General features: G+C 49.0%; 24 protein-coding genes, 1 tRNA gene and 1 other RNA gene. 9 read left to right on the forward strand and 17 right to left on the reverse strand.

The window, feature by feature from the left end; translation table 11 throughout:
- Positions 1–10: 10 nt before the first annotated feature.
- From rplA to rpsL, 10 genes are all read right to left on the reverse strand, one after another.
- Positions 11–715 (reverse strand): 50S ribosomal protein L1, encoded by a 705-nt coding sequence (gene rplA / locus OEY64_08355; GenBank protein MDH5542960.1) that lies wholly within the window; start codon positions 713–715, stop codon positions 11–13.
- 3 nt (positions 716–718) lie between these two features.
- Complete coding sequence (gene rplK, locus OEY64_08360; GenBank protein MDH5542961.1) at positions 719–1,147, reverse strand: 50S ribosomal protein L11; 429 nt, start codon at positions 1,145–1,147, stop codon at positions 719–721.
- A gap of 17 nt (positions 1,148–1,164) precedes the next feature.
- The gene (gene nusG, locus OEY64_08365) at positions 1,165–1,692 is read right to left on the reverse strand and encodes a transcription termination/antitermination protein NusG (GenBank protein MDH5542962.1); all 528 of its coding nucleotides are present in this window, start codon (positions 1,690–1,692) and stop codon (positions 1,165–1,167) included.
- Complete coding sequence (gene secE, locus OEY64_08370) at positions 1,682–1,903, reverse strand: preprotein translocase subunit SecE (protein MDH5542963.1); 222 nt, start codon at positions 1,901–1,903, stop codon at positions 1,682–1,684. The genes nusG and secE overlap by 11 nt, the downstream gene beginning before the upstream one ends.
- A gap of 27 nt (positions 1,904–1,930) precedes the next feature.
- A tRNA-Trp gene (locus OEY64_08375) sits at positions 1,931–2,007 on the reverse strand.
- A 24-nt stretch (positions 2,008–2,031) separates the two neighbouring features.
- Positions 2,032–2,184: a 50S ribosomal protein L33 gene (rpmG, locus tag OEY64_08380; GenBank protein MDH5542964.1), complete on the reverse strand. Its 153-nt coding sequence runs from the start codon at positions 2,182–2,184 to the stop codon at positions 2,032–2,034.
- Positions 2,185–2,186: 2 nt separating this feature from the next.
- Entirely contained in the window at positions 2,187–3,377 is a 1,191-nt protein-coding gene (tuf, locus tag OEY64_08385) for an elongation factor Tu (GenBank protein ID MDH5542965.1), read from the reverse strand.
- A 24-nt stretch (positions 3,378–3,401) separates the two neighbouring features.
- Positions 3,402–5,513, reverse strand: a complete 2,112-nt coding sequence (fusA, locus tag OEY64_08390; protein MDH5542966.1) for an elongation factor G — start codon at positions 5,511–5,513, stop codon at positions 3,402–3,404.
- A 15-nt stretch (positions 5,514–5,528) separates the two neighbouring features.
- On the reverse strand, positions 5,529–5,999 hold the full coding sequence (rpsG, locus tag OEY64_08395) for a 30S ribosomal protein S7 (GenBank protein ID MDH5542967.1): 471 nt from the start codon (positions 5,997–5,999) through the stop codon (positions 5,529–5,531).
- Between the two features lie 32 nt (positions 6,000–6,031).
- On the reverse strand, positions 6,032–6,409 hold the full coding sequence (gene rpsL, locus OEY64_08400; GenBank protein ID MDH5542968.1) for a 30S ribosomal protein S12: 378 nt from the start codon (positions 6,407–6,409) through the stop codon (positions 6,032–6,034).
- A 244-nt stretch (positions 6,410–6,653) separates the two neighbouring features.
- Here rpsL and OEY64_08405 point away from each other — a divergent pair, with 244 nt between their 5' ends.
- The 5 genes from OEY64_08405 (at position 6,654) to OEY64_08425 (ending at position 13,008) form a co-directional block, all read left to right on the forward strand.
- Complete coding sequence (locus OEY64_08405) at positions 6,654–8,489, forward strand: BatD family protein (protein MDH5542969.1); 1,836 nt, start codon at positions 6,654–6,656, stop codon at positions 8,487–8,489.
- Positions 8,486–9,295 (forward strand): tetratricopeptide repeat protein, encoded by an 810-nt coding sequence (locus OEY64_08410; protein ID MDH5542970.1) that lies wholly within the window; start codon positions 8,486–8,488, stop codon positions 9,293–9,295. Before OEY64_08405 ends, OEY64_08410 begins: the two co-directional genes overlap by 4 nt.
- Before the next feature lie 102 nt (positions 9,296–9,397).
- A complete protein-coding gene (locus tag OEY64_08415) occupies positions 9,398–10,279 on the forward strand; it encodes an HDOD domain-containing protein (GenBank protein MDH5542971.1) in 882 nt (293 codons plus the stop codon).
- Positions 10,279–11,643: a GAF domain-containing sensor histidine kinase gene (locus OEY64_08420; protein MDH5542972.1), complete on the forward strand. Its 1,365-nt coding sequence runs from the start codon at positions 10,279–10,281 to the stop codon at positions 11,641–11,643. The genes OEY64_08415 and OEY64_08420 overlap by 1 nt, the downstream gene beginning before the upstream one ends.
- A gap of 21 nt (positions 11,644–11,664) precedes the next feature.
- Positions 11,665–13,008, forward strand: a complete 1,344-nt coding sequence (locus OEY64_08425; GenBank protein MDH5542973.1) for a sigma-54 dependent transcriptional regulator — start codon at positions 11,665–11,667, stop codon at positions 13,006–13,008.
- Between the two features lie 52 nt (positions 13,009–13,060).
- Here OEY64_08425 and OEY64_08430 read toward each other — a convergent pair whose 3' ends face one another.
- From OEY64_08430 to ssrA, 3 genes are all read right to left on the reverse strand, one after another.
- Positions 13,061–13,252, reverse strand: a complete 192-nt coding sequence (locus OEY64_08430) for a Rho termination factor N-terminal domain-containing protein (GenBank protein MDH5542974.1) — start codon at positions 13,250–13,252, stop codon at positions 13,061–13,063.
- Positions 13,253–13,382: 130 nt separating this feature from the next.
- On the reverse strand, positions 13,383–14,309 hold the full coding sequence (locus tag OEY64_08435; GenBank protein MDH5542975.1) for an NAD(P)-dependent alcohol dehydrogenase: 927 nt from the start codon (positions 14,307–14,309) through the stop codon (positions 13,383–13,385).
- A gap of 601 nt (positions 14,310–14,910) precedes the next feature.
- Positions 14,911–15,266, reverse strand: a transfer-messenger RNA (tmRNA) gene (ssrA, locus tag OEY64_08440).
- Between the two features lie 66 nt (positions 15,267–15,332).
- Here ssrA and OEY64_08445 point away from each other — a divergent pair.
- Positions 15,333–15,722: a DUF302 domain-containing protein gene (locus tag OEY64_08445; GenBank protein MDH5542976.1), complete on the forward strand. Its 390-nt coding sequence runs from the start codon at positions 15,333–15,335 to the stop codon at positions 15,720–15,722.
- Between the two features lie 291 nt (positions 15,723–16,013).
- Here the strand turns inward: OEY64_08445 and OEY64_08450 are convergent, their stop codons facing one another.
- The gene (locus tag OEY64_08450) at positions 16,014–17,162 is read right to left on the reverse strand and encodes an anhydro-N-acetylmuramic acid kinase (protein ID MDH5542977.1); all 1,149 of its coding nucleotides are present in this window, start codon (positions 17,160–17,162) and stop codon (positions 16,014–16,016) included.
- Between the two features lie 139 nt (positions 17,163–17,301).
- Here OEY64_08450 and OEY64_08455 point away from each other — a divergent pair, with 139 nt between their 5' ends.
- Positions 17,302–18,702 (forward strand): B12-binding domain-containing radical SAM protein, encoded by a 1,401-nt coding sequence (locus OEY64_08455; GenBank protein ID MDH5542978.1) that lies wholly within the window; start codon positions 17,302–17,304, stop codon positions 18,700–18,702.
- Positions 18,703–18,827: 125 nt separating this feature from the next.
- Complete coding sequence (locus tag OEY64_08460) at positions 18,828–19,994, forward strand: MFS transporter (GenBank protein ID MDH5542979.1); 1,167 nt, start codon at positions 18,828–18,830, stop codon at positions 19,992–19,994.
- Between the two features lie 12 nt (positions 19,995–20,006).
- On the opposite strand, the gene OEY64_08465 is transcribed toward OEY64_08460, so the two are convergent.
- The 3 genes from OEY64_08465 to OEY64_08475 all read right to left on the reverse strand — a co-directional run bounded on the left by OEY64_08465 (position 20,007) and on the right by OEY64_08475 (position 24,798).
- On the reverse strand, positions 20,007–21,566 hold the full coding sequence (locus OEY64_08465; protein ID MDH5542980.1) for a B12-binding domain-containing radical SAM protein: 1,560 nt from the start codon (positions 21,564–21,566) through the stop codon (positions 20,007–20,009).
- Between the two features lie 84 nt (positions 21,567–21,650).
- Complete coding sequence (locus OEY64_08470; protein MDH5542981.1) at positions 21,651–23,240, reverse strand: B12-binding domain-containing radical SAM protein; 1,590 nt, start codon at positions 23,238–23,240, stop codon at positions 21,651–21,653.
- A gap of 49 nt (positions 23,241–23,289) precedes the next feature.
- A complete protein-coding gene (locus OEY64_08475; protein MDH5542982.1) occupies positions 23,290–24,798 on the reverse strand; it encodes a B12-binding domain-containing radical SAM protein in 1,509 nt (502 codons plus the stop codon).
- 654 nt (positions 24,799–25,452) lie between these two features.
- On the opposite strand from OEY64_08475, the gene OEY64_08480 reads away from it, so the two are divergent.
- On the forward strand, positions 25,453–26,416 hold a 964-nt coding region (locus OEY64_08480; GenBank protein ID MDH5542983.1), incomplete at its 3' end, for a tetratricopeptide repeat protein.

The following is a 26,416-nucleotide window of genomic DNA, read 5'->3' on the forward strand; positions in this document are numbered from 1 at the left end:
CCCTGTAGCGTCAGTTTAAGGAACTGGCAACCGCGGATTCATCTACCTTGATCCCTGGTCCCATTGTTGTTGAAACTGAGATACTCCTCAGATAAATTCCTTTCGCGGAAGACGGTTTAAGCCTTTGGATCGCCTCCAGAAACGCGCTCGCATTCTCCAGCAGGGTCTTGTGCTCAAATGACGATTTCCCTATTGAAGCGTGCACCACGCCCCCTTTGTCGACGCGGAACTCAACTCGCCCGGCCTTGATCTCCGATATTGCCTTCTTGATGTCGACGGTAACCGTTCCCGATTTCGGGTTCGGCATAAGTCCGCGAGGCCCAAGGAGCTTTCCTATCTTACCTACGGTGCCCATCATGTCCGGCGTTGCCACTGCAACGTCGAATTCCATCCAGCCACCCTTGATCTTTTCAACCAGGTCGTCACCGCCAACGAAATCGGCTTTAGCCTCCTTCGCTTCTATCTCTTTATCACCTTTGGCGAATACGAGAATTCTCTGATTCTTGCCAGTTCCTCCCGGCAGTACAACCGAGCCGCGGACCATCTGGTCGGCCTTGGTCGGATCTACGCCGAGCCTTATAGCCATATCGACCGACTCGTTGAACTTGGCCATTTTTGTTTCCTTCGCCAGCTTAAGGGCGTCTTCAAGGGTATACTTAACCCCCACTTTTACCTTATCAGCCACTGCCTTCTGATTTTTTGTAAGTTTTGCCACAGCCTAGCCCTCCACCACAATGCCCATGCTTCGAGCCGTACCTTCAATAATACTCATTGCGGCTTCCTCTGATGCCGCGTTCAAATCATTCTTCTTGGTAACCGCTATCTCCTTTATCTGAGCCTTCGTCACCTTGCCTACCTTGTTCTTGTTCGGCTCGGAGGAACCTTTCGCTATACCTGCCGCCCTCTTCAAAAGAACCGGAGCCGGAGGCGACTTTGTAATAAATGAGAACGAGCGGTCGGCATAAACCGAAATTACAACCGGGATAATGAGGCCTTCCTTCCCTTTTGTTTCGGCATTGAACGCCTTGCAGAATTCCATAATGTTCACTCCGCGCTGTCCGAGCGCCGGACCGACTGGAGGCGACGGGTTTGCCTGGCCCGCCGGTACCTGCAATTTAATGTACGCTGTAACTTCCTTACCTGCCATAGTTCCGCCTTTTTATGTTAAATTTTCTCAATCTGCGGGAAATCAAGTTCAACAGGCGTTGCGCGCCCGAAGATGGAAACCATCAGTTTCACTTTTCCCCGTTCAGTATTTACTTCTTCTATCTTCCCGGAGAAATGCGTAAAGGGTCCGTCAATAACCCTTACATTGTCACCGGACATAAACGAGAACTTCGGCCTCGGTTTTTCCACCGTTCCGGCCAGCTGTTCCTGTATCTGTTTTACTTCCTTATCCGAAAGCGGGGTCGGTTTGTTTCCGCCAAGAAACCCGGTTACCCTTGGGCAATCCTTTATCGCCGTCAATGCCTTGTCTGTCAGCACCAGCTGCACCAGCACATATCCGGGAAAGAACTTGCGCGAAACAACTTTCTGCTTGCCGCCGCGAAATTCCTTCACGTCTTCCATCGGAACAAGGATCTCTCCCAGGTGGTCGGAAATTCCCATCTGCGCAAACTGCTCCCTAAGTGAAAGCTTCACCTTCTGTTCATACCCGGAATAGGCGTGGATTATGTACCACTTAAACTCCACTAAAACCACCTATAAGTTTCTTGATTAACGTCGAGAACACCCAGTCCACCGTTGCCAGATAAAATCCGATTATAAAAACCGAAATTATTACAACGATTGTCACAGCTGTCGCTTCCCGCCTCGCAGGCCACGCGACCTTGCGAAGTTCATTCTTCGACTCCTGTACAAACTGCAACCCTCTTTCAGCAGGATTGCCTTTTTTAGCGCTCATCTAATCCTTTCAACCAACACAAAAAAATGGCAGGCCAGGAGGGACTCGAACCCCCAACACCCGGATTTGGAGTCCGGTGCTCTAACCATTAGAGCTACTGGCCTATCAATACTGCCAGTACCTTGTTCCTAAACCTTCACCTCTTTGTGCATGGTGTGCTTTCTGCAAAAACGGCAGTATTTCTTAATTCCCAGCTTTTCCGGCTGGAGTTTCTTGTTCTTTGTCGTCGTATAGTTCCTGTGCTTGCTTTCCTCGCACTGGAGCCCGATTATTTCACGCATTTTTACTCCAATACCTCGGAAATGACACCCGCGCCGACGGTGTGACCGCCTTCACGTATAGCAAACCGAAGCCCTTTTTCCATTGCTATCGGAGCTATCAGCTCCGCGTCCATCGTGATGTTGTCGCCGGGCATTACCATCTCCACGCCGTCGGGGAGCTTGATGTTGCCGGTTACGTCTGTCGTTCGGAAATAAAACTGCGGCTTATAACCCTTGAAGAACGGAGTATGGCGACCACCCTCCTCCTTCGTAAGAATATACGCCTCGCATTTGAACTTCGTATGAGGGGTTATGCTTCCGGGAACGGCAAGAACCTGTCCGCGAATTATCTCTTCCCTCTTCGTTCCGCGAAGAAGAAGACCCACGTTGTCACCTGCCTGACCGTCGTCAAGGAGCTTCCTGAACATCTCAACGCCGGTAACAGTCGTCTTCGCAGTATCCTTGATACCGACTATTTCCACCTCTTCGCCTACCTTTATCTTTCCGCGCTCGATCCTGCCGGTCGCAACCGTTCCGCGACCCGATATCGAGAACACGTCCTCAACAGGCATAAGGAAAGGCTTATCCACCTCGCGCTTCGGCTGGGGAATGTAGCTGTCTATCGCATTCATCAGATCCCATATGCATTTCGTCTTCGCTTCGTCGTCCGGATTGTTCAACGCCTCAAGAGCGGAACCCCTCACCACAGGAATGTCGTCGCCGGGGAATTCGTACTTGCTGAGAAGCTCGCGGATCTCAAGCTCAACCAGGTCGAGCAGTTCAGGATCGTCTACCATATCGGCCTTGTTCATGAAGACCACTATGTACGGAACGCCTACCTGCCTCGCAAGGAGGATGTGCTCGCGGGTCTGCGGCATAGGGCCGTCAGCGGAGCTTACGACCAGTATCGCGCCGTCCATCTGCGCCGCGCCGGTGATCATGTTCTTTACGTAGTCGGCGTGACCCGGACAGTCAACGTGCGCGTAGTGACGGTTCTCGGTGTTGTACTCAACGTGAGACGTCGATATCGTGATACCGCGCTCCCGCTCTTCGGGCGCCTTGTCTATCTTGTCGAACGGAACATAGTCCGCAAGACCTTTCTTAGCAAGAACTTCCGTTATCGCCGCGGTAAGAGTAGTCTTCCCGTGGTCTACATGACCGATCGTTCCCACGTTTACGTGAGGTTTACTACGGTCAAACTTCTCTTTCGCCATTAGCCATTTCCTCCCAAATAATCTCTATACAGCAACGCTTTCCGGATTCTTTCCGGAATATTTTGCTATTATTTCTTCGCCTATATTTTTCGGCACTTCTTGATAATTTTTAAACTGCATCGTGTATGTAGCGCGTCCCTGACTCATTGAGCGGACATCGGTGGCATACCCAAACATCTCCGCAAGCGGCACTTCTGCGCGGATCACCTTCGCGTTGCCGCGCTCAGTCATTTCCTGCACCTTGCCACGCCTTGAGGAAAGGTCTCCCACTACATCGCCCATATATGTATCGGGCGTTACAACCTCAACGTCCATTATCGGCTCAAGCAGAACCGGCTTCGCCTTTTTCGCCCCGGCCTTGACACCCATAGAACCGGCGATCTTAAACGCCATTTCGGATGAGTCAACATCATGATAAGAACCGTCAAACAGCGTGACCTTGACGTCTATCATCGGGAACCCGGCGATAATACCGCTATCAAGAGCCTCTTTCACACCCTTATCCACAGCGGGTATATATTCCTTTGGAATCGAGCCGCCGACTATTTTATTTTCAAACTGATACCCGACGCCTACCTCGGTCGGCTCAACTATCAGCCATACATGACCATACTGACCGCGACCGCCGGACTGACGAACGAATTTACCTTCCTGCTCAACCTTGGCGCGGATCGTTTCACGATACGCAACCTGAGGTTTGGAGACGTTGGCATCCACGGAAAATTCACGCTTTAGCCTGTCGACAATTATCTCAAGATGGAGCTCTCCCATGCCGGAGATGATCGTCTGGCCGGTTTCCGGATCAACTCGAACCCTGAATGTCGGATCTTCCTGAGCCAGCTTGCCAAGACCTGTACTGAGCTTTTCATGCTCCGCCTTGGTCTTCGGCTCAACCGCAATGGAGATAACCGGTTCCGGGAAGACCATCTTCTCAAGAATTACCTGGTTTTTCTCACCGCAGAGCGTATCGCCTGTCAGTGTGGATTTTAATCCAACTATGGCAGCAATATCTCCCGCCCTTATTTCCTTTATCTCTTCCCTTTTGTTAGCGTGCATCTGCAGGATACGGCCAATGCGCTCCTTCTTGTCGCGCGTCGTGTTAACTACTGCGGAGCCGGATTCGATCGTGCCCGAATAAACCCTGGCAAATGTAAGATGACCAACGAAAGGGTCAGTCATGATCTTAAACGCAAGCGCTGAAAAATGCTCATCATCGGATGGCTTCCTGTAAACAACCGTTTCATGATTATCCACGTCAATCCCTTTCACAGGAGGGATATCAACAGGTGATGGACAGTATCTTACTACTGCATCCAGAAGGGCCTGAACACCCTTGTTCTTGAATGCTGAACCGCAAAGCACAGGAATGAACTTGATGGCACAGGTGCCTTTCCTTATCGCGGCGATAATCTCCGCTTCCGTAAAATCGGTCTTGCCTTCAAGATAACGCTCCATCATGCTGTCATCCATCTCACAAGCGGCTTCGATCAGCTTTTCCCTTGCCTCTGCCGCCTGTTCCTTCAAGTCGTCCGGAATCTCCTTTTCCTTGAAGGTGGAACCGAGCACATCGTCCGATGTATAGATAACGGCTTTCATTCTTACAAGGTCAACTACACCGGAAAACGTCTCTTCGGCGCCAATCGGCAACTGGAGCGGAACAGTGTTGTGCCCCAGGCGCTCTTTGATCTCTTTTACCACCCTGGGGAAATCCGCGCCGGTACGATCCATCTTGTTAACGAACGCGATACGCGGTACGCGATATTTGTCAGCCTGCCTCCAGACCGTTTCAGACTGCGGCTCTACTCCGCCAACGGCACAAAAGACGCCTACGGCGCTGTCAAGCACGCGAAGCGATCTCTCAACTTCGATCGTAAAATCGACGTGCCCCGGAGTATCAATGATGTTTATTCGATGTTTATCCCATGAACATGTGGTAGCGGCGGAGGTTATTGTTATTCCTCTCTCCTGCTCCTGTTCCATCCAGTCCATCGTAGCGGTACCGTCATGAACCTCACCAATCTTGTGAGTTACACCGGTATAGAAAAGTATTCTTTCCGTCGTGGTGGTTTTGCCCGCGTCAATATGGGCCATGATCCCGATGTTCCGGACCTTTTCAAGCGAAATTTTTCTAGCCATCCTGATGCCCGCCTGTTACCAACGATAATGGGAGAAGGCCTTGTTCGCCTCTGCCATCTTGTGGGTATCTTCCTTTTTCTTTACCGCGGAGCCTGCATTATTGGCCGCGTCCATTATCTCACCAGCCAGCTTGGCCTTGAAATCGCGCTCCCCGCGCTTCCTGGCATTTGTCACTATCCATCGGAGGGCAAGAGCAACCTGCCTTCCGGGGCGGACTTCAACCGGCACCTGATATGTCGCGCCGCCGACCCTCCGGCTTTTCACTTCCAGGGAAGGCTTTACGTTACTTACAGCCTTCTTGAAAATCGGCATCGGATCCTTGGTAGTTTTTTCCTTCACAGTATCAAGGGCTCCGTAGAACATCCTTTCGGCTGTCGATTTCTTCCCCTGTTTCATGATCACGTTTATACATCTGGTAACCAGTGTATCGCCGAACAGCGGATCCGGCAGGATATCCCTTTTAACTACTCTTCGTCTTCTTGACATTTAATTAACCTCTGCCAACCTTTATATATGGGCTATTGCTTCTTGGCCCGTTTGGTGCCGTATTTTGAACGGCCCTGATTCCTTTTATCAACACCCTGAGTATCAAGCGTACCCCTCACAATATGATATCGAACACCGGGAAGATCCTTTACGCGCCCACCCCTCAGCAGGACAATCGCGTGCTCCTGAAGATTGTGGCCAACACCCGGTATGTATGTAGTTACCTCAAACCCGTTCGAGAGCCTTACACGGGCAACTTTTCTCATGGCGGAATTCGGTTTTTTCGGAGTTACGGTATAAACACGTGTGCATACCCCGCGCCTCTGAGGACATGCCATCAAAGCGGGACACTTGGTCTTTGTCTTTATCTTCTTTCGACCATTTCGCACAAGCTGATTTATCGTAGGCACTTACGCCCTCCCTACACAGTAAATTTATGTAAAATTACGTTTTCCAAATCGTGATACGAAATCACGAATAAAGAAGGGATAATATATCCATGAAGCGCTGATGTCAAACAATATTTCTTAATTTATTATCCCTTCGCCCAGCCGGACCGGGACCTTGGGAAAAGGCCGAAAATCCCACGATTTCCAGAAATAAAACTCCCCGCACCTTGCCATAAACCAAATGCGCGTATATATAATACATAAGATGATCCGGAGCAGAATTTCAAAAACACTATTATCAATATTTTTCGTGCCTTGGCTACTGCTGATACCGGGCATATCTACCGCCTCAAATAGCGACCTTGAGGTATCCATAGAGATAGATAAATCAACCGTGAGCGTGGATGACTACCTAACTCTTGAAGTCACGATCTCCGGAGGTGATTCCGGTTCCGTGGAAAATCCGGAAATATCCGGCATTGAGAATTTCGAAGTTCTTGGGATAGCCACCGGCACCCAAATTTCAATAATCAACATGAGCATGCACAAATCCAAAACCTTCACCTACACCCTGCAGCCGAAAAAAGCCGGAGAAAAATCGAAAATTTCCGCCACGGCTGAATATGACGGAACCAAAGCAACATCGAACAGAATTGAAGTCACTACTGTTCAGCCAAGCCAGAATCCAAGACCAAGAAGAGGCTTCAGACAGCCAAACCTTTTCGGTGACTTTTTTGGCAAACGCGACCCGTTTGGCACATTTGGAAGCAGGAATGTCAAGAAGGATGATTTCATACTTCAGTCAAATCTAAATACTTCAGAAGTCTATGTCGGCCAGGAGGTTATATACAACCTCAGCTTCTATCGCGCCTACAACATCTGGTCCAACGCGCAATACAATTTTCCCGACGCGAACGGCTTCTGGGTCGAACTGCTACCTGATGACCAAAAGATGACCACCAGGAACGAAACCATGGCGGGAAGGAACTACCTGATAAATGAAATGGCTACCCTCCTTTATCCCCTTACGGATGGAGAGAAGATAATCGAACCGGGCACGATAAAATTCCAGCCAAACGCCTTTTCACCCCCTCTCCAGCTTGAATCAAATCAGGTAAAGCTGAAAGTAAAACCGTTGCCGGAGAAGGGGAAACCCAAGGATTTCTCTGGACTGGTAGGCGATTTTGAAATCCTGCTTTCGAGCGATAAAATCACAGCGCCAGACTATGTGGAGGCAGGAAAACCGGTAACCATTGACGTGACAGTCTCAGGGAGCGGCAATATCCAATCAATACAGAAGCCCTCATTTCCAAGAAATGAAAACGGTGAGATGTATGAACCTGAAGTCATTGAAAATTTCAAAAGGACCTCTCTTGGAAGCAGTGGATCAAAGAGATTCAAGTTCATATTCGTTCCAGAAAAGGAGGGACCTATTACAATCGGCCCTTTCAAGACAAACTACTTCGACCCTAAAACCGGCGCTTACGAATATCTTTCGTCCGAACCGGTCACATTTGATGTCAAGGCTGGAGGATCACACGGCAAATCTGCCGTCCAGGCTCCTCTTTCAGGCCATGATAATGCAGCCGGAATGTCGGCAGTTTTGAGATATATAAAACCTGATATGGAGAAGCTTCATTCTCATAAAAGGGAATACTATCGAAATCCGTTCTTCTGGCTATATCCGCTTACGCTCGCAACGCTCCTTGCCTTTTTCGGAGGAAGGATCAAAAGCGGCAAACCGCTTCTCTTCCGGGATAAATGGGAATCGCTTACGCCAAGGCAAAAACTTTCAAAACGCATGGAACCAGCCGGCTTGTACGCGGAAAATGGCGATTCGGAACGCTTTTATGAAACCATTTCAGTGGCCCTTAAAAAATATCTTTCGGAAAAGCTGGATATGCCGGTATATGAACTATCAGAAGGAAATTTGAAAAACAGCCTCCCCGAATGCGAAGCGAACATCTCGCACCTCTACCGGATACTGAACGAATGTGACAATGCCAGGTTCTCGCCTGGTGAGCGGAAAAATGGAGACATGAAAAAGATCCTGGTCGAAACCGAAGAGATCGCCAATCTTCTGGATAAGAGCTTGAAATGAAGCGGATAACATTCATCACATTGGCGCTCACTTTCGCATTAGCCGCACCATCCGATAGCGGTGAAGCTCCCGCCGAAACAGTGGCCGGCGGATCGCCAAAAAAGCTGGCGGAACTCTACAACAAGGGGAATGCCGCATACAGGGATGGCGGATACGATACGGCCGTAAACCTTTACACAAGGATAGCGGAAGAAGCCGGAGTATTTGACCCCTCCCTTTATTACAACCTGGCGAACGCTCACATGAAGAGGGGAGAGATCGGCAAGTCGATCCTTTATTACAGGAGAGCGCTGGAAATAGATCCAAGGGACGCCGATATCATAGCCAACCTTGAATACGCCAGAACCCTGCGGGAAGACAGAATTGACGAGGAAAGCTCCCCTGCCGCCACAGGAAAGATCTCAAAAATCATCCCCAGACTAACTTTGAATGAATATGCCGGCATTGAACTGGTTCTGTTCACGGTATTCTCTATTCTCATTTTTACCGTAACTGCCATTAAACTTGATAACACTGCACTTTTGATCAAACTGAAAAAATTGTCTCTAATATTCGGGATACTCCTTGTTGCCCAAACCCTGCTTTTAGGCGCAAGAACTTCAACATACATCAGCAGGGAAGATGCGGTTATCCTCGAAAAAACCGTTTCGGTCTTTTCGGCCCCATCGGCAGGAGCTGAAAAGCTCTTCGATTTACATGAGGGGACCGAAGTCTCAATCCTTCAGAGCGATAACGACTTCCTGGAAATAACTCTCCCGACCGGATGGAAGGGGTGGATACATCATATGACACTTGAATTAATCTGAAATTTCGAAAAAACTTTCATAAATCTCCCCCTGGATTTCTTTTCATAATATTATACATTTTCATCTCCGCTTTTGATGTTACATATGGTAAATTATCGTTACATGATTATTAAAGAAAACAATCAATTAAACAGGCTTGAATCAAGGCGAATCGCCATTCAAAAGCTGGAGGACCTGCCAACTATCTCCTTGGTTTTGCAGAAGGTATTGGAAATAGTTAACAGTGATAAAGCCTCTGCAAACGATTTGGCGAAACTTGTATCTCATGATCAATCCCTTATGTCTATCATCCTCAAGCTTGTTAATTCCGCGTTTTTTGGCCACATGAGAAAAATCTCCTCGATACATCAGGCAACAGTAATACTTGGTTTCAATACGGTAAAGAGCATCGCACTTGGAGCCACACTCTTCCAGCCGGACAAATCGGGGAAAGGGGGGGACAGCATCGATCGAAAAGCTCTCTGGCTTCACTCACTGGCAACCGCTCAAACATCAAAGTTTCTGGCCCAGATCGTTTCATACCCTGATCCCGATGAAGCATACATTGGCGGGTTGTTGCACGACCTGGGCAAAGTGGTTTTGGATATAACATTCCCAATAGAATTCCAAGAGGCATACCAGCACACCAAAAAAGAAAATAAACCTATCATTGACCTTGAACAAGAAAAAATCGGAATAGATCACGCTGAGGCTGGCTATATACTTCTGAACAAGTGGCAATTACCGGTCGCGGTCGCTGAAGGGATACGGTTTCACCACTCCCCCGATAAAGCAAAAATAACTTCGAAGAATCTCGCGTCTATAATAAACGTCTCCAATCACATTTCCGCAATACTTGGATTCAGCATCGGCATAAATAATACGCCCAGTGAACTCGATGAGGGGGCTGTAGAATGCCTGAAACTTAAAGAATCTCACATTGAAAGAATTATCGTTGAAATGGAAGAGAAGAAGGACGAAATAGTAAAGTTCGGGACAGCATAATGATTGAAGAAAAAAAGGAAAATATCCAAATATTGAGAGAGCGGCTGAAGACAGCTCTCCGCGAGAGGAAAATCTATTCGGAAGCGCTTTCCGAATCAAACAGACGTTTCAACACGATGATAAAGGAGATGTCCATTCTGCGGAGGGTCACCGAATCGATTTCGGCATCCATTAATAAAAGGAGCGTATGTGAAAGCCTGGTGGAGATAATAATCTCGGAAACAGCCGCTGAAAACTGCTCGCTTATGCTTCTTTCAAACGACAGGCAACATCTGATCCTGACCGCAGCCATGAGCCAGTCGGACAGCAAACCTGCCTACTTTTCCCCTGAAGATTCACCACGAATAATGAGAGTCGGCGAAGGGATTGCCGGAAACGTTGCTCTAAGCAACAGCGAACAATTTGTTGTCGATACCGGGAATTCCGAATTGTTCATGCATTTCCCAGACGGCAGAGAGGACATAAACTCCCTATACTGCCTCCCTATCTCTGGCAAGCAGGGACTCTTGGGGGTGCTAAACCTCAGTCATCCCTACACCGGATCTCTCCTTTGGGAGAATAAGAAGGTGCTTGAGATCGTCACGCGCGAAACGGCGCTTGCCCTTTCCAATATCCAGATTTTTTACGACATAAGAGAATTCACTGGAAAGCTTGAGCAGGCCGGAGAAGATGCCGCTCTTGCCGCAAAGATGACCGCGCTAAGCGATCTGGCAGGGGGTCTGGCCCACGAGATAAACAATCCCATCGCCATAATACATGGCAACGCTGAAGACATGCTGGAAAGGATAGAATCCGATGATGTGCCGGATGCCGACACTACCAAGGAAACGCTGCAAACGATTATAGATTCAGCCAAGCGCTGCTCTTCCATTATCGAAAGCATACTTGAGTTTGCGAAACCTGTTCCTCATTCATTCAAGGAATGCTCAGTCGATGAGATAGTGTCCAGCAGCTTGAATAAATACCAATCAAGTGGAAATGGAGAAAAAGTCGAAATTTCAGTCAATGGTAACGGTCTTGGGTCGAACATAACCACAAGCCCTGTCCATCTGTCGCGCGTGCTTATTAATCTGCTTGATAACGCGATTGAAGCGTCCAAGCATGGATCAAAAAGAGAAAAAGTGGAATTAGCTGTTGAAAAACGCGACCAAACTATTATTTTCAGCATTACGGATTATGGAAGAGGGATTCCAAAGGAGAATTTCTCAAAGATATTCAATCCGTTCTTTACCACGAAAGAGCCAGGCAAGGGGCCGGGCATGGGACTTACAATCTCATACCTGCTGACGAGAAAATTAGGCGGGAATATTTTTGCGAATTCGGATACCGGAAAAACTACTTTTACGGTATCCTTGCCATTATAGTGTGAGGAGAAAGGGAGATAAATGACGGACAAGATCAGGCTATTGATTGTTGATGACGAGGAGATGTTCAGAAAACTTCTTCTTGAACGATTTTCGAAACAGGAATTCGAAACTACCGGATGCGCCAGCGCCGAAGAAGCGCTCGACGTAATTACAAAAAAGGAATTCGATGTAGGCATTTTCGACATGAGGATGCCGGGGATGGACGGAATCGACCTGTTCAAGACAATCCGGAAATCGCATCCGCATTTCGAAACAATAATCCTTACAGGGGCCGCGTCTGTCGACACCGCGATCGAAGCGCTGAAACATGGCGCATACGATTACCTTACCAAACCCTGCAAGCTCTTTGAGCTTGAGCTGATAGTTCATAAGGCGTACGAAAAGAAAATGCTCTCGTTCGAAAATACAAGGCTGAGAAATTCGATTACCGCTGAAAACCGCAACTACAAGATCATCGGTGACAGTGAAAAAACCCAGGAGCTGAAAAAGCTCGCCGAAAGAGTGGCGTCGTCACGCGCTCCGATATTGATTACAGGAGAATCAGGCGTGGGGAAAGAGTATCTCGCAAGGTGCATACACCAGATGGGCAAATCAAAGGATTCGCCGTTCATATCCGTAAGCTGTGGCTCACAGCCTCACGGCATCCTTGAAAACCAGCTCTTCGGCCACGAAAAGGATGCATTCGCCGATGCGGTCAGCGCAAAAACAGGGTGGCTTCAGCTTGCCGAAGGGGGGACGATCTTTCTTAATGATATTGAGGAGATCCACCAGTCGACGCAGGTGAAACTGAACCATTACCTCGAGACAGGCGCCTTCCAGATGGTCGGGGGCCATTCAGACATTCGTTCAAATGTCAGAATCATCGCCGCCACTGAAAATGTGCTTCGGGATATGGTACTGAAAAAGAATTTCAGGGAAGACCTTTATTACAAACTTAGCGTTATAACGATCGAAGTCCCCCCCCTGCGTGACAGGAAGGAAGATATACCAAGCATAATCGAAATGTCCCTTCAGCATAAACAGGATATGGGGAACGGAAAAAAATTCTCGAACAAGGCTATCAACGCAATGCTTAAATACGATTGGCCCGGCAACATAAGGGAACTTATCGCCGTTGTTGAGAGGGCAACAATGGTCGCGAGCAAAAGGACTATTCAGGCCAAGGATATTCCGCTTTCAATCGAAAACAAGACGAAGAAAAACAAGCTCCGCCATCTCCTTTCCCTGAGCGATATAGAGAAAGAACACATCCTGTATGTGCTGAACGCAACCGGCGGAAATATCTCGCGGGCCGCTAGAATTCTCGGTATAAGCAGGCCTAAACTGTACAGAAAAATAGAGCAATATAAAGCGGGGGTCTGAAGCAACTGTCAATTCCGCTATTACGGCAATGAACCGATACCGGGATTGACACCTATGCCTTTACGCAGTCTACATACCAGAGGCAGTTTGTCCTCTGGCAATTATAGCCGACATCCCGCCTGAAACAGTCTTCGTTCCCTTCGGCAAGTTGTATAGTCCTGATCAGATCATCTTTCTTCGTGAATTTTGACACTGACTGAATACCAAGCGTCTTCGCGAACTCCCTGATCTCTTCCATTTTCATAAAAACCACCCGGAGAAATGTTTAAAAACAAAAGGGCAGAGCAATGCAGGGTGACTCGTCGTAAACTACCCTTTGTACCATTGTACAGCATAAGCAGGAATAAGGCCCTATTTCAATTTCCACTACTTCCTCAGGATTTACTGCCGTGTTCCACGGTGATAACAACATGCCCCTTCTTGTGCCCTTTGTCGACGTATCGATGAGCCTCGACAATCTGATCCAACGAATAACGTCTATCTATGACAGGTTTGATCTTTCCCAGCTCAACTAGCTCTGAGAGGAAAATCAGATCTTCGCCTTTCAAGCCTGTTGAAGATTTTTCAGAAAGATATACACCTTTTATTTTTAACGATCTTTTACATAATGAACGCGAAATCTTGCCTACCGAATCAAATACAACATCATAGATTTCACCATTATTGGTAAAATCCTCTTTTGTGTAATCGATGACCTTTTCCGCTCCCAAAGATTTTACCAATTCCAAATTTGAAGTACTGCATACTCCCGTAACATTGGCCCCAAGATACCTGGCAAGTTGTACAGCGTAAGTCCCCAAGCTCCCAGAAGCACCATAGACAAGGACCTTTTGACCACTCTGGATATTCGCTTTTCCAAGTATGCTCACGACTGTAAGCCCTCCGGCAGGAATAGCGGCAGCTTCCTCAAAAGTAATATTGGGTGGCTTTAATGCAATCAAACCATTCCTTAGCGCCCCACCATCTTCACGCATACATTTGTACTCGGCATAAGCGCCAAATCCGAAACCAGTAAAGGCAAATACCTGATCGCCTATCTTGAATCGTTTAACCTCTTCACCAACTGCTTCAACTTCTCCTGCCAGCTCCATCCCTAATATCTTTACTCTTTTGGGCCTTAGGAGGCCATTAAAAAGCCTCGCAACAAACGGCTCAGGCTTTCGCATTCTTGTGTCGCCTCGATGTGCCGTTGTAGCGAAAATTTTGATGAGTATTTCATTCTTCTTAGGTGTGGGTTTTTCTATCTCTTTTATATGGAGAACCTCAGGTAGCCCGTATCTTTCATATACAATCGCTTTCATGAATACCTTTCCTATGGACTACTTCACAAATTAAGACCCCTCGACTGATAATATCTTACGCCAGAACAGAAGATTATCCGAATGAAGAGCAGAATATATACAAAATGAATTGAAACCAAAAACAGACCTCCCTCGACAGGCTCGGGACACCATTTGACGTATTTCAGTCCACCAACACACACAAACACCCATGGCCCGCCATGAGCAAACCACGCGCAAAGCGTGGGGTGTGTCTAATGATGGAGGCGAGGGGAGCAGGTCACTCTCGCGTTGCTCCTGCAACGCTCGCTCGACCCCGATTCGCCGACTAAACAGACTTCCTGTCTGTTTGCGCTCCCTCTTCGGTCGCGCCGTCGGCTCACTTTCAACTCCCAAAACAATACAAAAAAACAGAAAGCCCGGATGGGCTTTTGTTTTTTTGGTGGAGGCGAGGGGAGTAGGTCACTCTCGCGTTGCTCCTGCAACGCTCGCTCGACCCCGATTCGCCGACTAAACAGACTTCCTGTCTGTTTGCGCTCCCTCTTCGGTCGCGCCGTCGGCTCACTTTCGACTCCCAAAACAATACAAAAAAACAGAAAGCCCGGATGGGCTTTTGTTTTTTTGGTGGAGGCGAGGGGAGTCGAACCCCTGTCCGAAAACCTTCTCACGGAGAGACTACATGCTTAGTCTTTAATTGTTTTCTCGCATTCATCGTGCCTAAAGACAGGTCGTCTCAAATGCCAGCAACTAAAATCTCGCCCCCTGCCAAGTTGCCTGACAGGGAACCATCCCGAATTTGTATAACATCCTTTGCGGCGCCTCGGGAGGGCTACACAAAGAACGTAGCCGGCTTAAATTAAGCGGCTAAAGCGTAATCAAAATCGTTGGCGATTATGATTTTTTCCACATTTTTACGAGGCGTGGACCTCGACATGCCTCTTCCGGGATACGAATTCCCGTCGAAACCGTTACGCCCCCGGTTTCTTTGTCTCTACAAGTATAATAGCATAACGTTAGAAAACCGAACATAAAGGAGGACTATTAATGAACACTGGATACGGATTCTCGAAAACCGTCAAAATGACCTTCGCCGATGCCGAGGCAAAAGTGCGCAACACCCTGAAAGAACGTGGCTTCGGGATACTGACCGAGGTCGATGTAAAGAAAACTCTCAAGGAGAAAATTAACGCCGAATTCATGCCATACAAGATCCTCGGTGCCTGCAACCCCCCGTTCGCGCATAAGTCATTAAACGCTGAGAGGGAAATCGGGCTCATGATGCCGTGCAACGTGATCGTCTATGAGGACGAAAAAGGGGTACACGTCAGCGCCGTTGACCCGAAGGCTGCCATGGGGATGATAAAGAATCCTGAACTCGAAAAGGTTGCCGGTGAAGTAAGCGCGAAGCTGAAAGAGGCTATCGAAGCGGTCTGATCAACATAATAAATCCTTCCCTTTTATACAGGAAGGTGTCACCCGCTATTGCGGGGGGCGGAAGGGTTATCCTTTAATGAGAACCACCCCTGCGCCCCTCCTTGCGCTTCGCAAGGAGGGGATCAATTGGATATATAGCACTTTCCGGCCAATATGCTCGCCAACATACATGCATTCCTAAATAAAAAGGTTTTACCCTTGATACGGAAGCTAGGCTACTTCCCCGCCTCCTAATCTTACAAAAGGCCAGGGTAGCTGATTCGTCCCTTGGGGGATGCGGGAAGAAGAGAACTACCGAGAAATCGGCGGGGGCGTTACCTTGCCGAGAACGGCGCCGCTCTTTGCGCCAGTGACGCGGGGAAGATTGCCCGACAACCCTTCAAGCGTGCGATGCGCCAGTATCGCCATCAGCACCGCTTCAACCGACTTTTCACCGATGCCGTAATCCGCCGTCGTCGCCACGCTGCCCCTGTCGCCTAGCGCCCTCCGCAACTCTTCCATCACAGCCTTGTTGAACGCGCCGCCGCCGCACACAATCCAGCGCACCTCGTAGAACGGCTGAAAAAATTTCAACGCCTGCCTAACCGCCGAATGCGCCGTTACAGCGGAAAGTGTTCGCAGAAAATCGGACTCCTTCACCTTGCGAAATTTTTTCAGCAACTCCTCAAAGTACGCTTCGCCAAAAATCTCCTTGCCGGTAGACTTCGGCGGCTTCTTTCTGAAGAACGGATGGGACATGCAGTGATCGAACATCCCCTCATCGACCTCCCCCTTCAGGGCTCTCTTTCCGTCCTTATCATACGCGTCGCTCCCTTTGCTGAAATGCGCGGTCGCAAGATCGAGTAGGGAGTTCGCCGGGCCGGTATCGAATCCCCAAACCTTCTCCATCTCCCCTTTCACCGGCAGATATGTGACGTTGCTTATCCCGCCAAGATTATGGATTATCCTCGCTTCGCTCTCACTCCTGAAAAGAATATAGTGCGCCATCGGCGACAGCGGCGCCCCCTCCCCCCCCGCGGCAATATCCGCGGTGCGAAAATCGGAAACAACTGTCCGTCCGGTCAAAGCCGCTATCTCCGCCGACTCCCCTATCTGGAGGGTTGACGAAATATTCCCTTTTGCGTTTCCAGGCTGGTGGCGTATCGTCTGCCCGTGTGAGCCGATGAAATCGACATCTTCAAGCGGTATTCCGTTCTTCCCGCAAAGCTCCAGCGCCGCCTTGCCGAACAGTTTCCCCAGCTCCGCGTTGAGACTGCATATCAGCTCCGCCGGGCCGTCCGGCCTCGATACACGGGCGATATCATCGCGAATCTTTTTCGGGTACGGGAGGAATCCGCTTGCTTTAAGTTCGATCCCCCCTTTGTGGAACCGGACGAGCGCGCTGTCAATTCCGTCGCCGGATGTACCGGACATGAGCCCTATTCCAAATTTTTCGGTCATAACGGATTAAGATTATCACAAAAGAAAACCGTAACCCCCCTCTTTTACTCACACTCAAATGCCGATACATATCGAAGAGATTTATACTTAGGAAAATAGACGCAAAAACCAACACGAAAGGGTGTGCTAGAATTTGAAAATGTCATCAACTAGAGTTTTGCTTGTAGCACCCGCTGGCGATCTGGCGCACATACTAACCCCCGATCTCGGGATAGGATTCGTCGCCTCCGCGCTCCGTCATGCCGGTTACCAGGTCGATTTCATCGATATAAAGCGCGACAGGATATCAAATGAAAAACTTGCCGAGACCATAAGGAAGAACGATTATCTGATGGTCGGCGTGAAAGCCTTTTCTCCGTTTCTCCCCGAGGTGAACATGGTGATAGATACTATCAAGGAAGCGTCCCCCGGAATAAAAGTGATCCTCGGCGGCCCCCACCCGACATACGCATGGGACAAGGCGCTGAAGTCGTGCCCGAACGCGGATATCGGCATCATCGGCGAAGGGGAGATACCTGTAGTGAAAATTGCGGATGCCATACGCGCCGGGAAGGGTTTCGAAGGTATCGAATCCATTTCATACAAGGACGGAGATGAAATAAAAGCGAGCAGGCCAAGCGGTAACTTTCAAAGCCTGGAGAACCTCCCTATTCCGGCGTGGGATCTTATGGATCCCCGCCTATATCTCGATTACGAAAACTTCTGGTACTTCAGCAAAGGGGAAACAGTTGCCAATATCTCTATCAGCAGGGGGTGCCCTTTCTCCTGCGCGTTCTGCTCCGACTTCATGAACTACGGCAAGAAGGTGCGCTACAGGAACATGAAGCACGTCATCGAGGAGATACAGAGACTGCAGGAGTATTACGGCGTTGATGAACTCCACATCACCGATTCGATCTTCACCGTGAACAGGAAATACGCATACGAATTCTGCGAGACACTTATACGGAAAAGGATAAAGATACACTGGGCGACGATCGACGGGACACGGCTCGATACGCTTGATGCTCCCCTGCTCCGCGCGATGGAGGAGTCGGGCTGTTACGGCACGTCGGTCGGCATAGAGAGCGGTTCCGAAAGAATCCTCGAATTCATGAAAAAGGGGATCACAAAAGAAAAGATAGAAGAGAAGGTACACCTGATAAAGGATACTACCAATTTCCTCGTGCAGGGGTACTTCATTCTCGGATATCCGACCGAAACACTGGAGACGATGAACGAGACCATAGATTTCGCGGTGAAGCTTCCGCTGGACATGGCGGCCTTCTCCCCTTTCCGTCTCACACCCGGGACGGAGATAGCGCACTATCTCGAACAGCACGAGCCTGAATCGGCCCCCGACTGGAGCGGACAGACGATGGAGAGAATACGCTACTTCCCGAAGGGGGTCACGCCTGAAGAGATGAAAGCCATTCACAAGAAGGCGTACCGCGCCTTCTACTTCCGCCCCCACATGGTTTGGAAATACCTGAAATTCGCCAAGGGGAAAAAACAGTTCAAGATACTCGCCAGCAAAATGAAAAAGAGAATTTTCGGCTAGAACCCTTTAACTGACTGGAAGAGCACGAAGAGAAAACAGAGGATAAAGCCGATAACCGGCTCCCCTTTCCGTCCACACGTACGTGCCGCTTGAGGAGTGGCGTATATATTTAGTATCGTGCGGCGATGAAGCATGTACCGCGCACCGTTTTCACACTCGGCCTGGTAAGCCTCTTTACAGACATATCCGCCGAGATGATCTACCCGCTTCTTCCGCTCTTCCTCACGTCGGTACTGGGAGCGGGGGCGGCCGCCATCGGTATCATCGAAGGTGTAGCCGAAGCCACAGCATCCCTCCTGAAGGTCTTTTCGGGGATATGGTCCGACAGGGTGCAGAAGAGAAAACCGCTCATCCTTGCGGGATACGGACTAGCGGGAGCCGTAAGACCGCTGATCGCTTTCGCCTCCACATGGTTCGCTGTCCTGATGCTCCGGTTTTTCGACAGGATAGGGAAAGGGATAAGGACATCCCCGCGCGACGCGCTGATAGCCGACGTTACCCATCCCGAATCGAGGGGGAGCGCGTACGGCATCCAGCGCGCAATGGATCACTCGGGGGCCGTCATCGGGCCGCTTATCGCCAGCGCGATCCTTACCTTCACCGCAATAGAGATGAGAAGCGTATTCCTCCTTGCCGCGATCCCCGCCGCGATATCCTTCCTCATCCTCCTTTTCGGCGTGAAGGAAGAAGCGGTGCACAATGACCGGCAAAAAATTAATTCAGACAGCTTTTTCCAGTGGCGAAGTTTCAGCAAGGACTTCAAGCGCCTCCTTGCGGCAATACTGATATTCACTCTCGGAAACTCCACGGACGCGTTCCTCCTTCTCCGCCTGTACGAATCGGGCGTTCAATCCGGTTACATAGCGGTGCTCTGGTCGGCGCATCATGTCGTGAAAGCAGTCACCACCTATTACGGAGGGCTTTATACCGACAGGCTGGGACGGCGTTTCATGATACTGGCCGGGTGGCTTATCTACACTCTGGTCTATTTCGGATTCGCAGTAACCGATTCACCGACCGGGCTGATACTCATCTTTCTTTCATACGGCATTTATTTCGGGTTTACGGAACCGTCGCAAAGGGCGCTGGTGGCGGACCTTGTCCCAGCGCACCTGAGGGGGACGGCATTCGGGTATTACCACTTGACTGTCGGCATTGGAGCGTTGCCTGCGAGCGTGATGTTCGGCCTTATCTGGCAGACGTGGGGCGCTCCGTCGGCGTTCCTTACAGGCTCATGCCTTGCGCTTGTCGCCTGCGGAATGCTGATGTTCGTCCATAAAGCCGACACCTGATGTCGGAAGCGATCACTTCACCATGAGGTCGCGCAGGTTGGCGAAACGCCGTATCTCCTGCAGTGTCGTCGTGCCGGCCCTGAGACGTTTCAGCACGATGAACCCTAGCTTGATGAAATTCATTACCCACGCAAAACCTACAAGGGGCGCAGGGAACTTCTTAAGCAACCATGATTTCGAAAGGAGTTTTATGAACGGCTTCGGCACGAAATCCTTTGTTAACAGCGATATCAGCGCGAGCCAGAACCTGTCTTCAGCCGACCTCTTATAGGTTAACGAAACCTCCCACTGGAAGAGGGAGTTGTCGGCATAACCTTCCACATCCTCCGTCTTTATATACCCCTCTTCCAATAGCTGTTTCGTAAGAGGGGTTTTCGGCATGTGAGTAAGGGATACGACGATCAGCGAATAGGGTCGCGGCACCTGGAGCATGAACTCGAAATTCTTCCTCTTGTCCTCGCTTGTCTCCAGGGGATTGTCAATTATCAGGTCATAATTGCTATTCACGCCGTGTCGGGTCAATATGCGAGTGGCATTAAGAACCTTTTCGTTCGACAGCCTTCGTCCGTAAAGGTCGTTCGATACCCTTTCAGAGCCGCTTTGAATCCCCATATCAACCGTGTACATACCGGCTGAAACCAGCTTCGCCACGAGATTATCGTTTATATGATGAGGATGCAGGAACGCGTCAAACGGGACGCCAACCTGTCGCCCGTATTTCTCAACGAATTCCTCTGTCCATTTTTTATTCGTCGCAAAAAGCTCGTCATAAAACTTGACGCGCCTTACATCCATGATCTTCTGCGCCGCCTTTATCTCGGAAATAATTCTATCAATGTTGCCAAGCCTGATGTATTTGGAATTCGCCTTAGGGAAAAACGAATTCATGCAGAAATTGCAGGCATGGGGACATCCGCGCGAGCCGACCATCGACAGCGAAGTATCGTTAAGAATAGGATCGCCCTTTATAACTTCCCCGCCGCGTGTATGGTACTTCCCCGGCGCGTCATAGTGGATTATCGGGAGATCGTTGATATCGACCCACTCAGTCATCCCGTTTTTTATAATGCCGCCGTCCGGCTTTTTCAACCAAAGACCCTGTATACCTGTGATGTCGCTCCCCTCTTCAAGCCCTTTCATGAAACTCAGGAGAGCCTTCTCCCCGTCACCGACGCAAGCCGCGTCCGCGTACTCCATTGTTTCATCGGGGCAGGAGGTCGGATCGATGGAACCGCAGATGACAGGCACGCCAAGCTCCTCGCGGATGACGGGCGCTATCAGCTTCGCCAGCTTCCTGTATGACGATGTGACCGACAGGCCGACAAAGTCGACCTTGTGTTCCCTGAACAGGTTGATGACATTCTTGAGTTCGTGCGGCTTCGGATAGCGGAAGTAGTTCCTCTTCAAATCCTCGTAAAAGAGCTCCACACACTCGTAGCCCGCATTCCGAAACGTAGCGCCAAGGTTTCGTATCCCGAGCGATTCATAGCAGAACAGGGCCATAAGGCCGATAACCGGTTTTTTCCCGTGAAGATTCAATTCCAGGAATGATGGTGCGTTTTTATGTGACATGCTACTTGGCATAATCGGCAATTATCGCAAAAACTGAAGTAAAAGGCCGCATTGCCTCAATTATTAAATTCAATTTGCTTTTCCTCATTTAACGATGATATCCCTCAAATTGGCATGCCTTCTTATCTCCTGGAAAGTAATGGTACCAAGGCGGAGTCTTTTTAGCACCATAAGCGAGAGTTTAACGATATTCGCTGTCCATGCGAAAAAGATAAGCGGAGCGGGAAACATTTTCAGCAATCCGATCTTCGACAGCATCTTGATGAATGGTTTGGGGATGAAATCCTTCGTAAGAAGAGAAATAAGCGCAAGCCAGAACCTCTCTTCAGCAGGCCTGTTATGCGTAAGTGAAACTTCCCACTGGTAAAGAGTATGGTCGTTTCTCCCTTCCACATCGTCTTCAGTGATATACCCATCATCCAGAAGTTTTTTCGTGAGTGCTGTTCCGGGAAGATGCGCAACGGAAAAGATGAATAGCGTAAACGGCCTCGGTATCTGGTAAAGAAATTCGAAGTTGGCCTTTCTGTCTTCCGGTGTCTCCAGCGGGTTATCGATAAGGAGGTCATAATTCGCGGTAACGCCGCTTCTGTTTATTACCTTTATCGACTCAAGCACACGTTCATTCGATATGCCTCTCCCATACACCTCATTCGCCATCCTCTCCGATCCGCTCTCGATCCCCATTGAAATTATCGAAGCCCCGGCGGAAACAAGTTTTTGCATTAATGGTTCGCTTACATGGTGAGGATGAAGAAAGGCGTCGAACGGAAGGTTAATTTCCGCCCGGTATTTCTCCACGAACTCATCCGTCCATTTTTTATTGGTGGCGAAAAGCTCGTCGTAAAACTTTATCCGCCTGACGTCCATGTATCTCTGCGCCATCTTTATCTCTGCAATGACGTTGTCGACTTTTCTCATCCGCAGGAAACCTTTCGAAGACTCCACGAAAATCGGATTCGAGCAGAACGAACAGCTGTGGGGGCACCCTCTCGCCGAGATGACGGTAAGCACCGGATCCTTTATCATCGGATCGCCTGGAAATACCTCCCCGCCACGAGTATGGAACTTGCCCGGCACGTTATACTCCGGGTCGGGGGTCACATTAACGTCAACCCACCCGGCCCATCCGTTATCAACGATGGAACCGTCCTCTCTCCTTAACCATATTCCGCTGATATTGCCCGCTCCCTCACCCCTCTCCATAGCTTTTAGCAGGGAGACGATGGCGACTTCTCCATCGCCGACACAAACCGCGTCAGCCGATTCCAATGAATCCTCGGGGCATATCGTTGGGTGCATTGAGCCCCAAATGACAGGTATTCCAAGCTCCTCCCTGATGGCTTCGGATAGGAGCGCCGCCATCTTCCTGTAGGACGAGCGCACCGATATCCCGACAATGTCCACCCCTTCGTTGCGCAAAAGGTTTACGAACGGCATCAACTCGTGGCGTTCCGGATAGCGGAAAAAATTTCTTTTTGCGTCCTCGAAATATATTTCAAGGCACCTGTATCCGGCCTTGCGTACAGCCGCGCCGAGGTAGCGCACCGCGAGCGATTCATAACCGTAAAGATTCATGAATGCAATCACAGGCTTTTGGTTTTTTGGCCTGTACTTTTCGAGCGGAACGAATCCCGTATCTGTACCGGTGCGGTTTTCGGCAAGACTACCGGTCATGACTGGTTTCCTTTATAGACATCTTTCCTTCTTCTGCTTGATTTCAGGATTAAAAAAAGTGTACCCGGAGCCATCTTAACATTATTTTCAGTTTCATTATGGAGTTCAGCTCCATCATAATTTTCATTATGACCTTTGGCCTAAGGAAGAAACGCCTGTGCGCTTTCTGCTTTATGGCGTTCAGTTTCCTTACCGGCAGGCTGTGCATCGGCGAAGTCCCTTCTACCGCCTTGTGCTCGGACCACTGGTAGAGATTCGGCAGGTTTCTGATGACGTTCCAGTATTCCGGATGTTCACGTAAAAGCTCCTCCGAATCGGAAGTCCCCGGAAGAAATACGTAAACTGAAAACGATGCGAGGTCTATCGGCAGTTCGGTCGCAAAGCGTACAGTCTCCTCCATCTCTTCTTCCGTCTCGGTGGGGAAACCGATTATGAAAAAGCCGAGAATCTTTATTTTCGTATTCTCCTTTACTATCCCGATCTGACGCATGATCTTTTCGCGCGTCAGCCCCTTCCCGACCTTCTTGAGTATCCTGTCACTCCCAGACTCGATGCCGACCGCTATGTAGCGGCAACCTGCCTTATACATGAGCGAGATTGTCTCAGCATCTACGCCGTTCAGATGGAGACCCTGCGGACAGCTCCACTCTACCTCTATCTTCTCGTCGATTATTCTCCTGCAAAGCTCCGCGGTGTACTCCCTGTTCGTGAGGAAGTTGTCGTCCACGAATTCGATAGACCTCACGCCGTATTCGCCCACGAGCATCTTCATCTCTTTTATGATGTTGTCTATCTTCCTGAAGCGAACCTTCCTACCGAGGAACTTGAAGCTGCTGCAGAACGAACACCTGAAAGGGCATCCCCTGCTCGATACTATATGCGCCACCGGCCAGCCGGTCGTATAAAACGAGTATGGTTCGCGCGACGAATAATCGCCCGGTTTCACAAGCGACCAATCGGGGAGACCGTGGAAATCCATGTCGACCTCGAAATCCGGCTCGTTGTGAAAAATCCGCTCGCCGTCGCGCCATATGAGACCGAACACCTCTTCCTTGCCGGGCTTGCCGCTAGCGATATTCCTTACGAACATCGGAAACGACCGGATCGCCTCTCCGGCAATACCGTAGTCGAGATCCGGGAGATCCTCCATAACCTCTTCCGGAGCAAGTACCGAAACATGCGGCCCCCCCGCCAGCGTGATGGTTTCAGGAGAGCGTTGCTTTACATGTTTAATGCACTCGGCGGCGGAAGCGAGATGAAGGCTGAAAATCTTGAAGCCTACGATGTCGAACGGCTCCCTTTCGTATATGAAATCCCTGAAATCACTTACGGAGTAATTCCTGTTAATGCAGTCGAGCACTTCTATTTCGTACCTAATGCCGTAAGGAGCGAGTGAACGGAGCGAACCGGCCAGGTAGGCTACAGCCAGCTCGGGGGACCATTGGGCCATTGCCGGGGCTGGCGGTATTACCAGCAGTATCCTTTTAATGCCATAGGTGGGGCTTGAACCTGCAGTCGGAGAGCTACTTGGATAAATTCTACCTGCTTCTACGGTCATGCACTCTCCAATAATCCCAAATAATGGCAACTCTCAAGAACTGAAAATGTGAAAGGACACAATTTCCCGAACATATAGATTCTAGCAGAATACAGATATTCCAGCGCTAGAACTACTGATAACAGTAACATAATCGGCCTGTTACAGAAAAAACTATAGGCAAACGCTGAATTTTGTCGCATTTATTTACATTTATATTTTCGGATACTTTTTAACAGCATATGACACGTTTTCGTATCACATGCGAAAAAACATGTAGTCCCTTGGTTTTTTTGGATATTATTGGAATGATCAAATTGTCTGCGGTATTTATAATGCAGTACAACCTCTATAAAGAACGAACTCGTTTCATCTATATTATTGAATTTGTGGCCTAAACCTAAACAATGACCCAATGGCATGTACTTTGCATAAATATGTGAGTGAAACGATGCAATGTCGTTTCAAGATAACCCTCTAACCTCCCCTTAGAGATTTGGGAGGCGTCCCCCCGACGCCTCCCTTTTTTTTTATGAAAATTTACTATTCCTGATTTTCGACATACTTTTTACATCTCGTGCCGATATATAAATTTTGGCGTTATCGTCTAATATAGAGAGTAGAACAAATTCATTGTGATTTTTTAGGCAACCTTTTAAAAGTGGAGCATTAGAGATGGGCCCCGGAGAGAGTGGCGTTGCTACGGCGGATATTTTGGAAGAACATCTCGATAAAAAAATACGCCTCTTCATTTTCGATAAAAGCACCCTTTCCCAATCTGAAAACTTTCTTCGAGCTCTGAAATTCAACAACGTGGAGGTCTCACCCGTTCCTGCATCGTATATAAGCGCGATCCAGCAACTTTATCTTCTTTTAAAAAAAGATGACGACTTGATACTGGTAAACCCGCCACTAACGGTTGTCAATGGTAAAACGAAAATCAAAAAGGATATTACCGAATATTTTTCCGAGTTGAAACGCCTCGTCCACCAGAAATCTAAGTCCGATTCCATAGAGCTTCTTTCAAAGTGCGTTCCGATCTTTCCAGAGGCAAACATGCTTCAGATAAGGGAAAAACTGCTTCTTTCACTTGCGGAATTCGGGATTACCGGCGCATTCATACTCAAACAGCAGGAATCCCTAATAGGCCTAAGCCAGGCCGCGCAGAAAGAGAAAAAGGCAGAATTAATGGCGGAACGTTTCAACGAGATCAGGACATACCTGATAGATCACTTTTCCACAAATCCAGACGACGCCATAAAGAACATCAGGCTCAAGATGGATGAGAAGGAACTTACCAGGAAAAAGAAGGAATCCCAGAAGTGGATGAGCCAGGCCGAAGAGTATAAAAAGACAAAAAATTATGAAGAGGCCATAAACTGCTACAAAAAGGCGATTGACGCATATCCAAAGGATCCGGCAGCTTACATGGAAAGCGGCAAGACCTATGTGAGGATACAGAAATATTCCCGCGCCCTGGAACGATTTAAGCAGGCAAGCGAAATATCCGAAGATTTGCCAACACCAAACCAGGAGATAGGCAACCTTAGAATTACACAAGCCAGGGAGATGATCGCAAAAGGGGCCAATCCTGAAAATCCACAGGTAAAAGAACTTCTAAGAGATGCTATCGATAATT

This window comes from Nitrospinota bacterium, from assembly GCA_029881495.1.
Taxonomy (GTDB): Bacteria; Nitrospinota_A; UBA7883; order JACRGQ01; family JACRGQ01; genus JAOUMJ01.

Coding starts and splice junctions, on each gene's coding strand:
- rplK (MDH5542961.1), bottom strand. CDS start 1,147: ATGGCAGGTAAGGAAGTTACAGCGTACATTAAATTGCAGGTACCGGCG.
- secE (MDH5542963.1), bottom strand. CDS start 1,903: ATGAGCGCTAAAAAAGGCAATCCTGCTGAAAGAGGGTTGCAGTTTGTA.
- rpmG (MDH5542964.1), bottom strand. CDS start 2,184: ATGCGTGAAATAATCGGGCTCCAGTGCGAGGAAAGCAAGCACAGGAAC.
- tuf (MDH5542965.1), bottom strand. CDS start 3,377: ATGGCGAAAGAGAAGTTTGACCGTAGTAAACCTCACGTAAACGTGGGA.
- fusA (MDH5542966.1), bottom strand. CDS start 5,513: ATGGCTAGAAAAATTTCGCTTGAAAAGGTCCGGAACATCGGGATCATG.
- rpsG (MDH5542967.1), bottom strand. CDS start 5,999: ATGTCAAGAAGACGAAGAGTAGTTAAAAGGGATATCCTGCCGGATCCG.
- OEY64_08405 (MDH5542969.1), top strand. CDS start 6,654: ATGATCCGGAGCAGAATTTCAAAAACACTATTATCAATATTTTTCGTG.
- OEY64_08410 (MDH5542970.1), top strand. CDS start 8,486: ATGAAGCGGATAACATTCATCACATTGGCGCTCACTTTCGCATTAGCC.
- OEY64_08415 (MDH5542971.1), top strand. CDS start 9,398: ATGATTATTAAAGAAAACAATCAATTAAACAGGCTTGAATCAAGGCGA.
- OEY64_08420 (MDH5542972.1), top strand. CDS start 10,279: ATGATTGAAGAAAAAAAGGAAAATATCCAAATATTGAGAGAGCGGCTG.
- OEY64_08425 (MDH5542973.1), top strand. CDS start 11,665: ATGACGGACAAGATCAGGCTATTGATTGTTGATGACGAGGAGATGTTC.
- OEY64_08430 (MDH5542974.1), bottom strand. CDS start 13,252: ATGAAAATGGAAGAGATCAGGGAGTTCGCGAAGACGCTTGGTATTCAG.
- OEY64_08435 (MDH5542975.1), bottom strand. CDS start 14,309: ATGAAAGCGATTGTATATGAAAGATACGGGCTACCTGAGGTTCTCCAT.
- OEY64_08445 (MDH5542976.1), top strand. CDS start 15,333: ATGAACACTGGATACGGATTCTCGAAAACCGTCAAAATGACCTTCGCC.
- OEY64_08450 (MDH5542977.1), bottom strand. CDS start 17,162: ATGACCGAAAAATTTGGAATAGGGCTCATGTCCGGTACATCCGGCGAC.
- OEY64_08455 (MDH5542978.1), top strand. CDS start 17,302: ATGTCATCAACTAGAGTTTTGCTTGTAGCACCCGCTGGCGATCTGGCG.
- OEY64_08460 (MDH5542979.1), top strand. CDS start 18,828: ATGAAGCATGTACCGCGCACCGTTTTCACACTCGGCCTGGTAAGCCTC.
- OEY64_08465 (MDH5542980.1), bottom strand. CDS start 21,566: ATGTCACATAAAAACGCACCATCATTCCTGGAATTGAATCTTCACGGG.
- OEY64_08470 (MDH5542981.1), bottom strand. CDS start 23,240: ATGACCGGTAGTCTTGCCGAAAACCGCACCGGTACAGATACGGGATTC.
- OEY64_08475 (MDH5542982.1), bottom strand. CDS start 24,798: ATGACCGTAGAAGCAGGTAGAATTTATCCAAGTAGCTCTCCGACTGCA.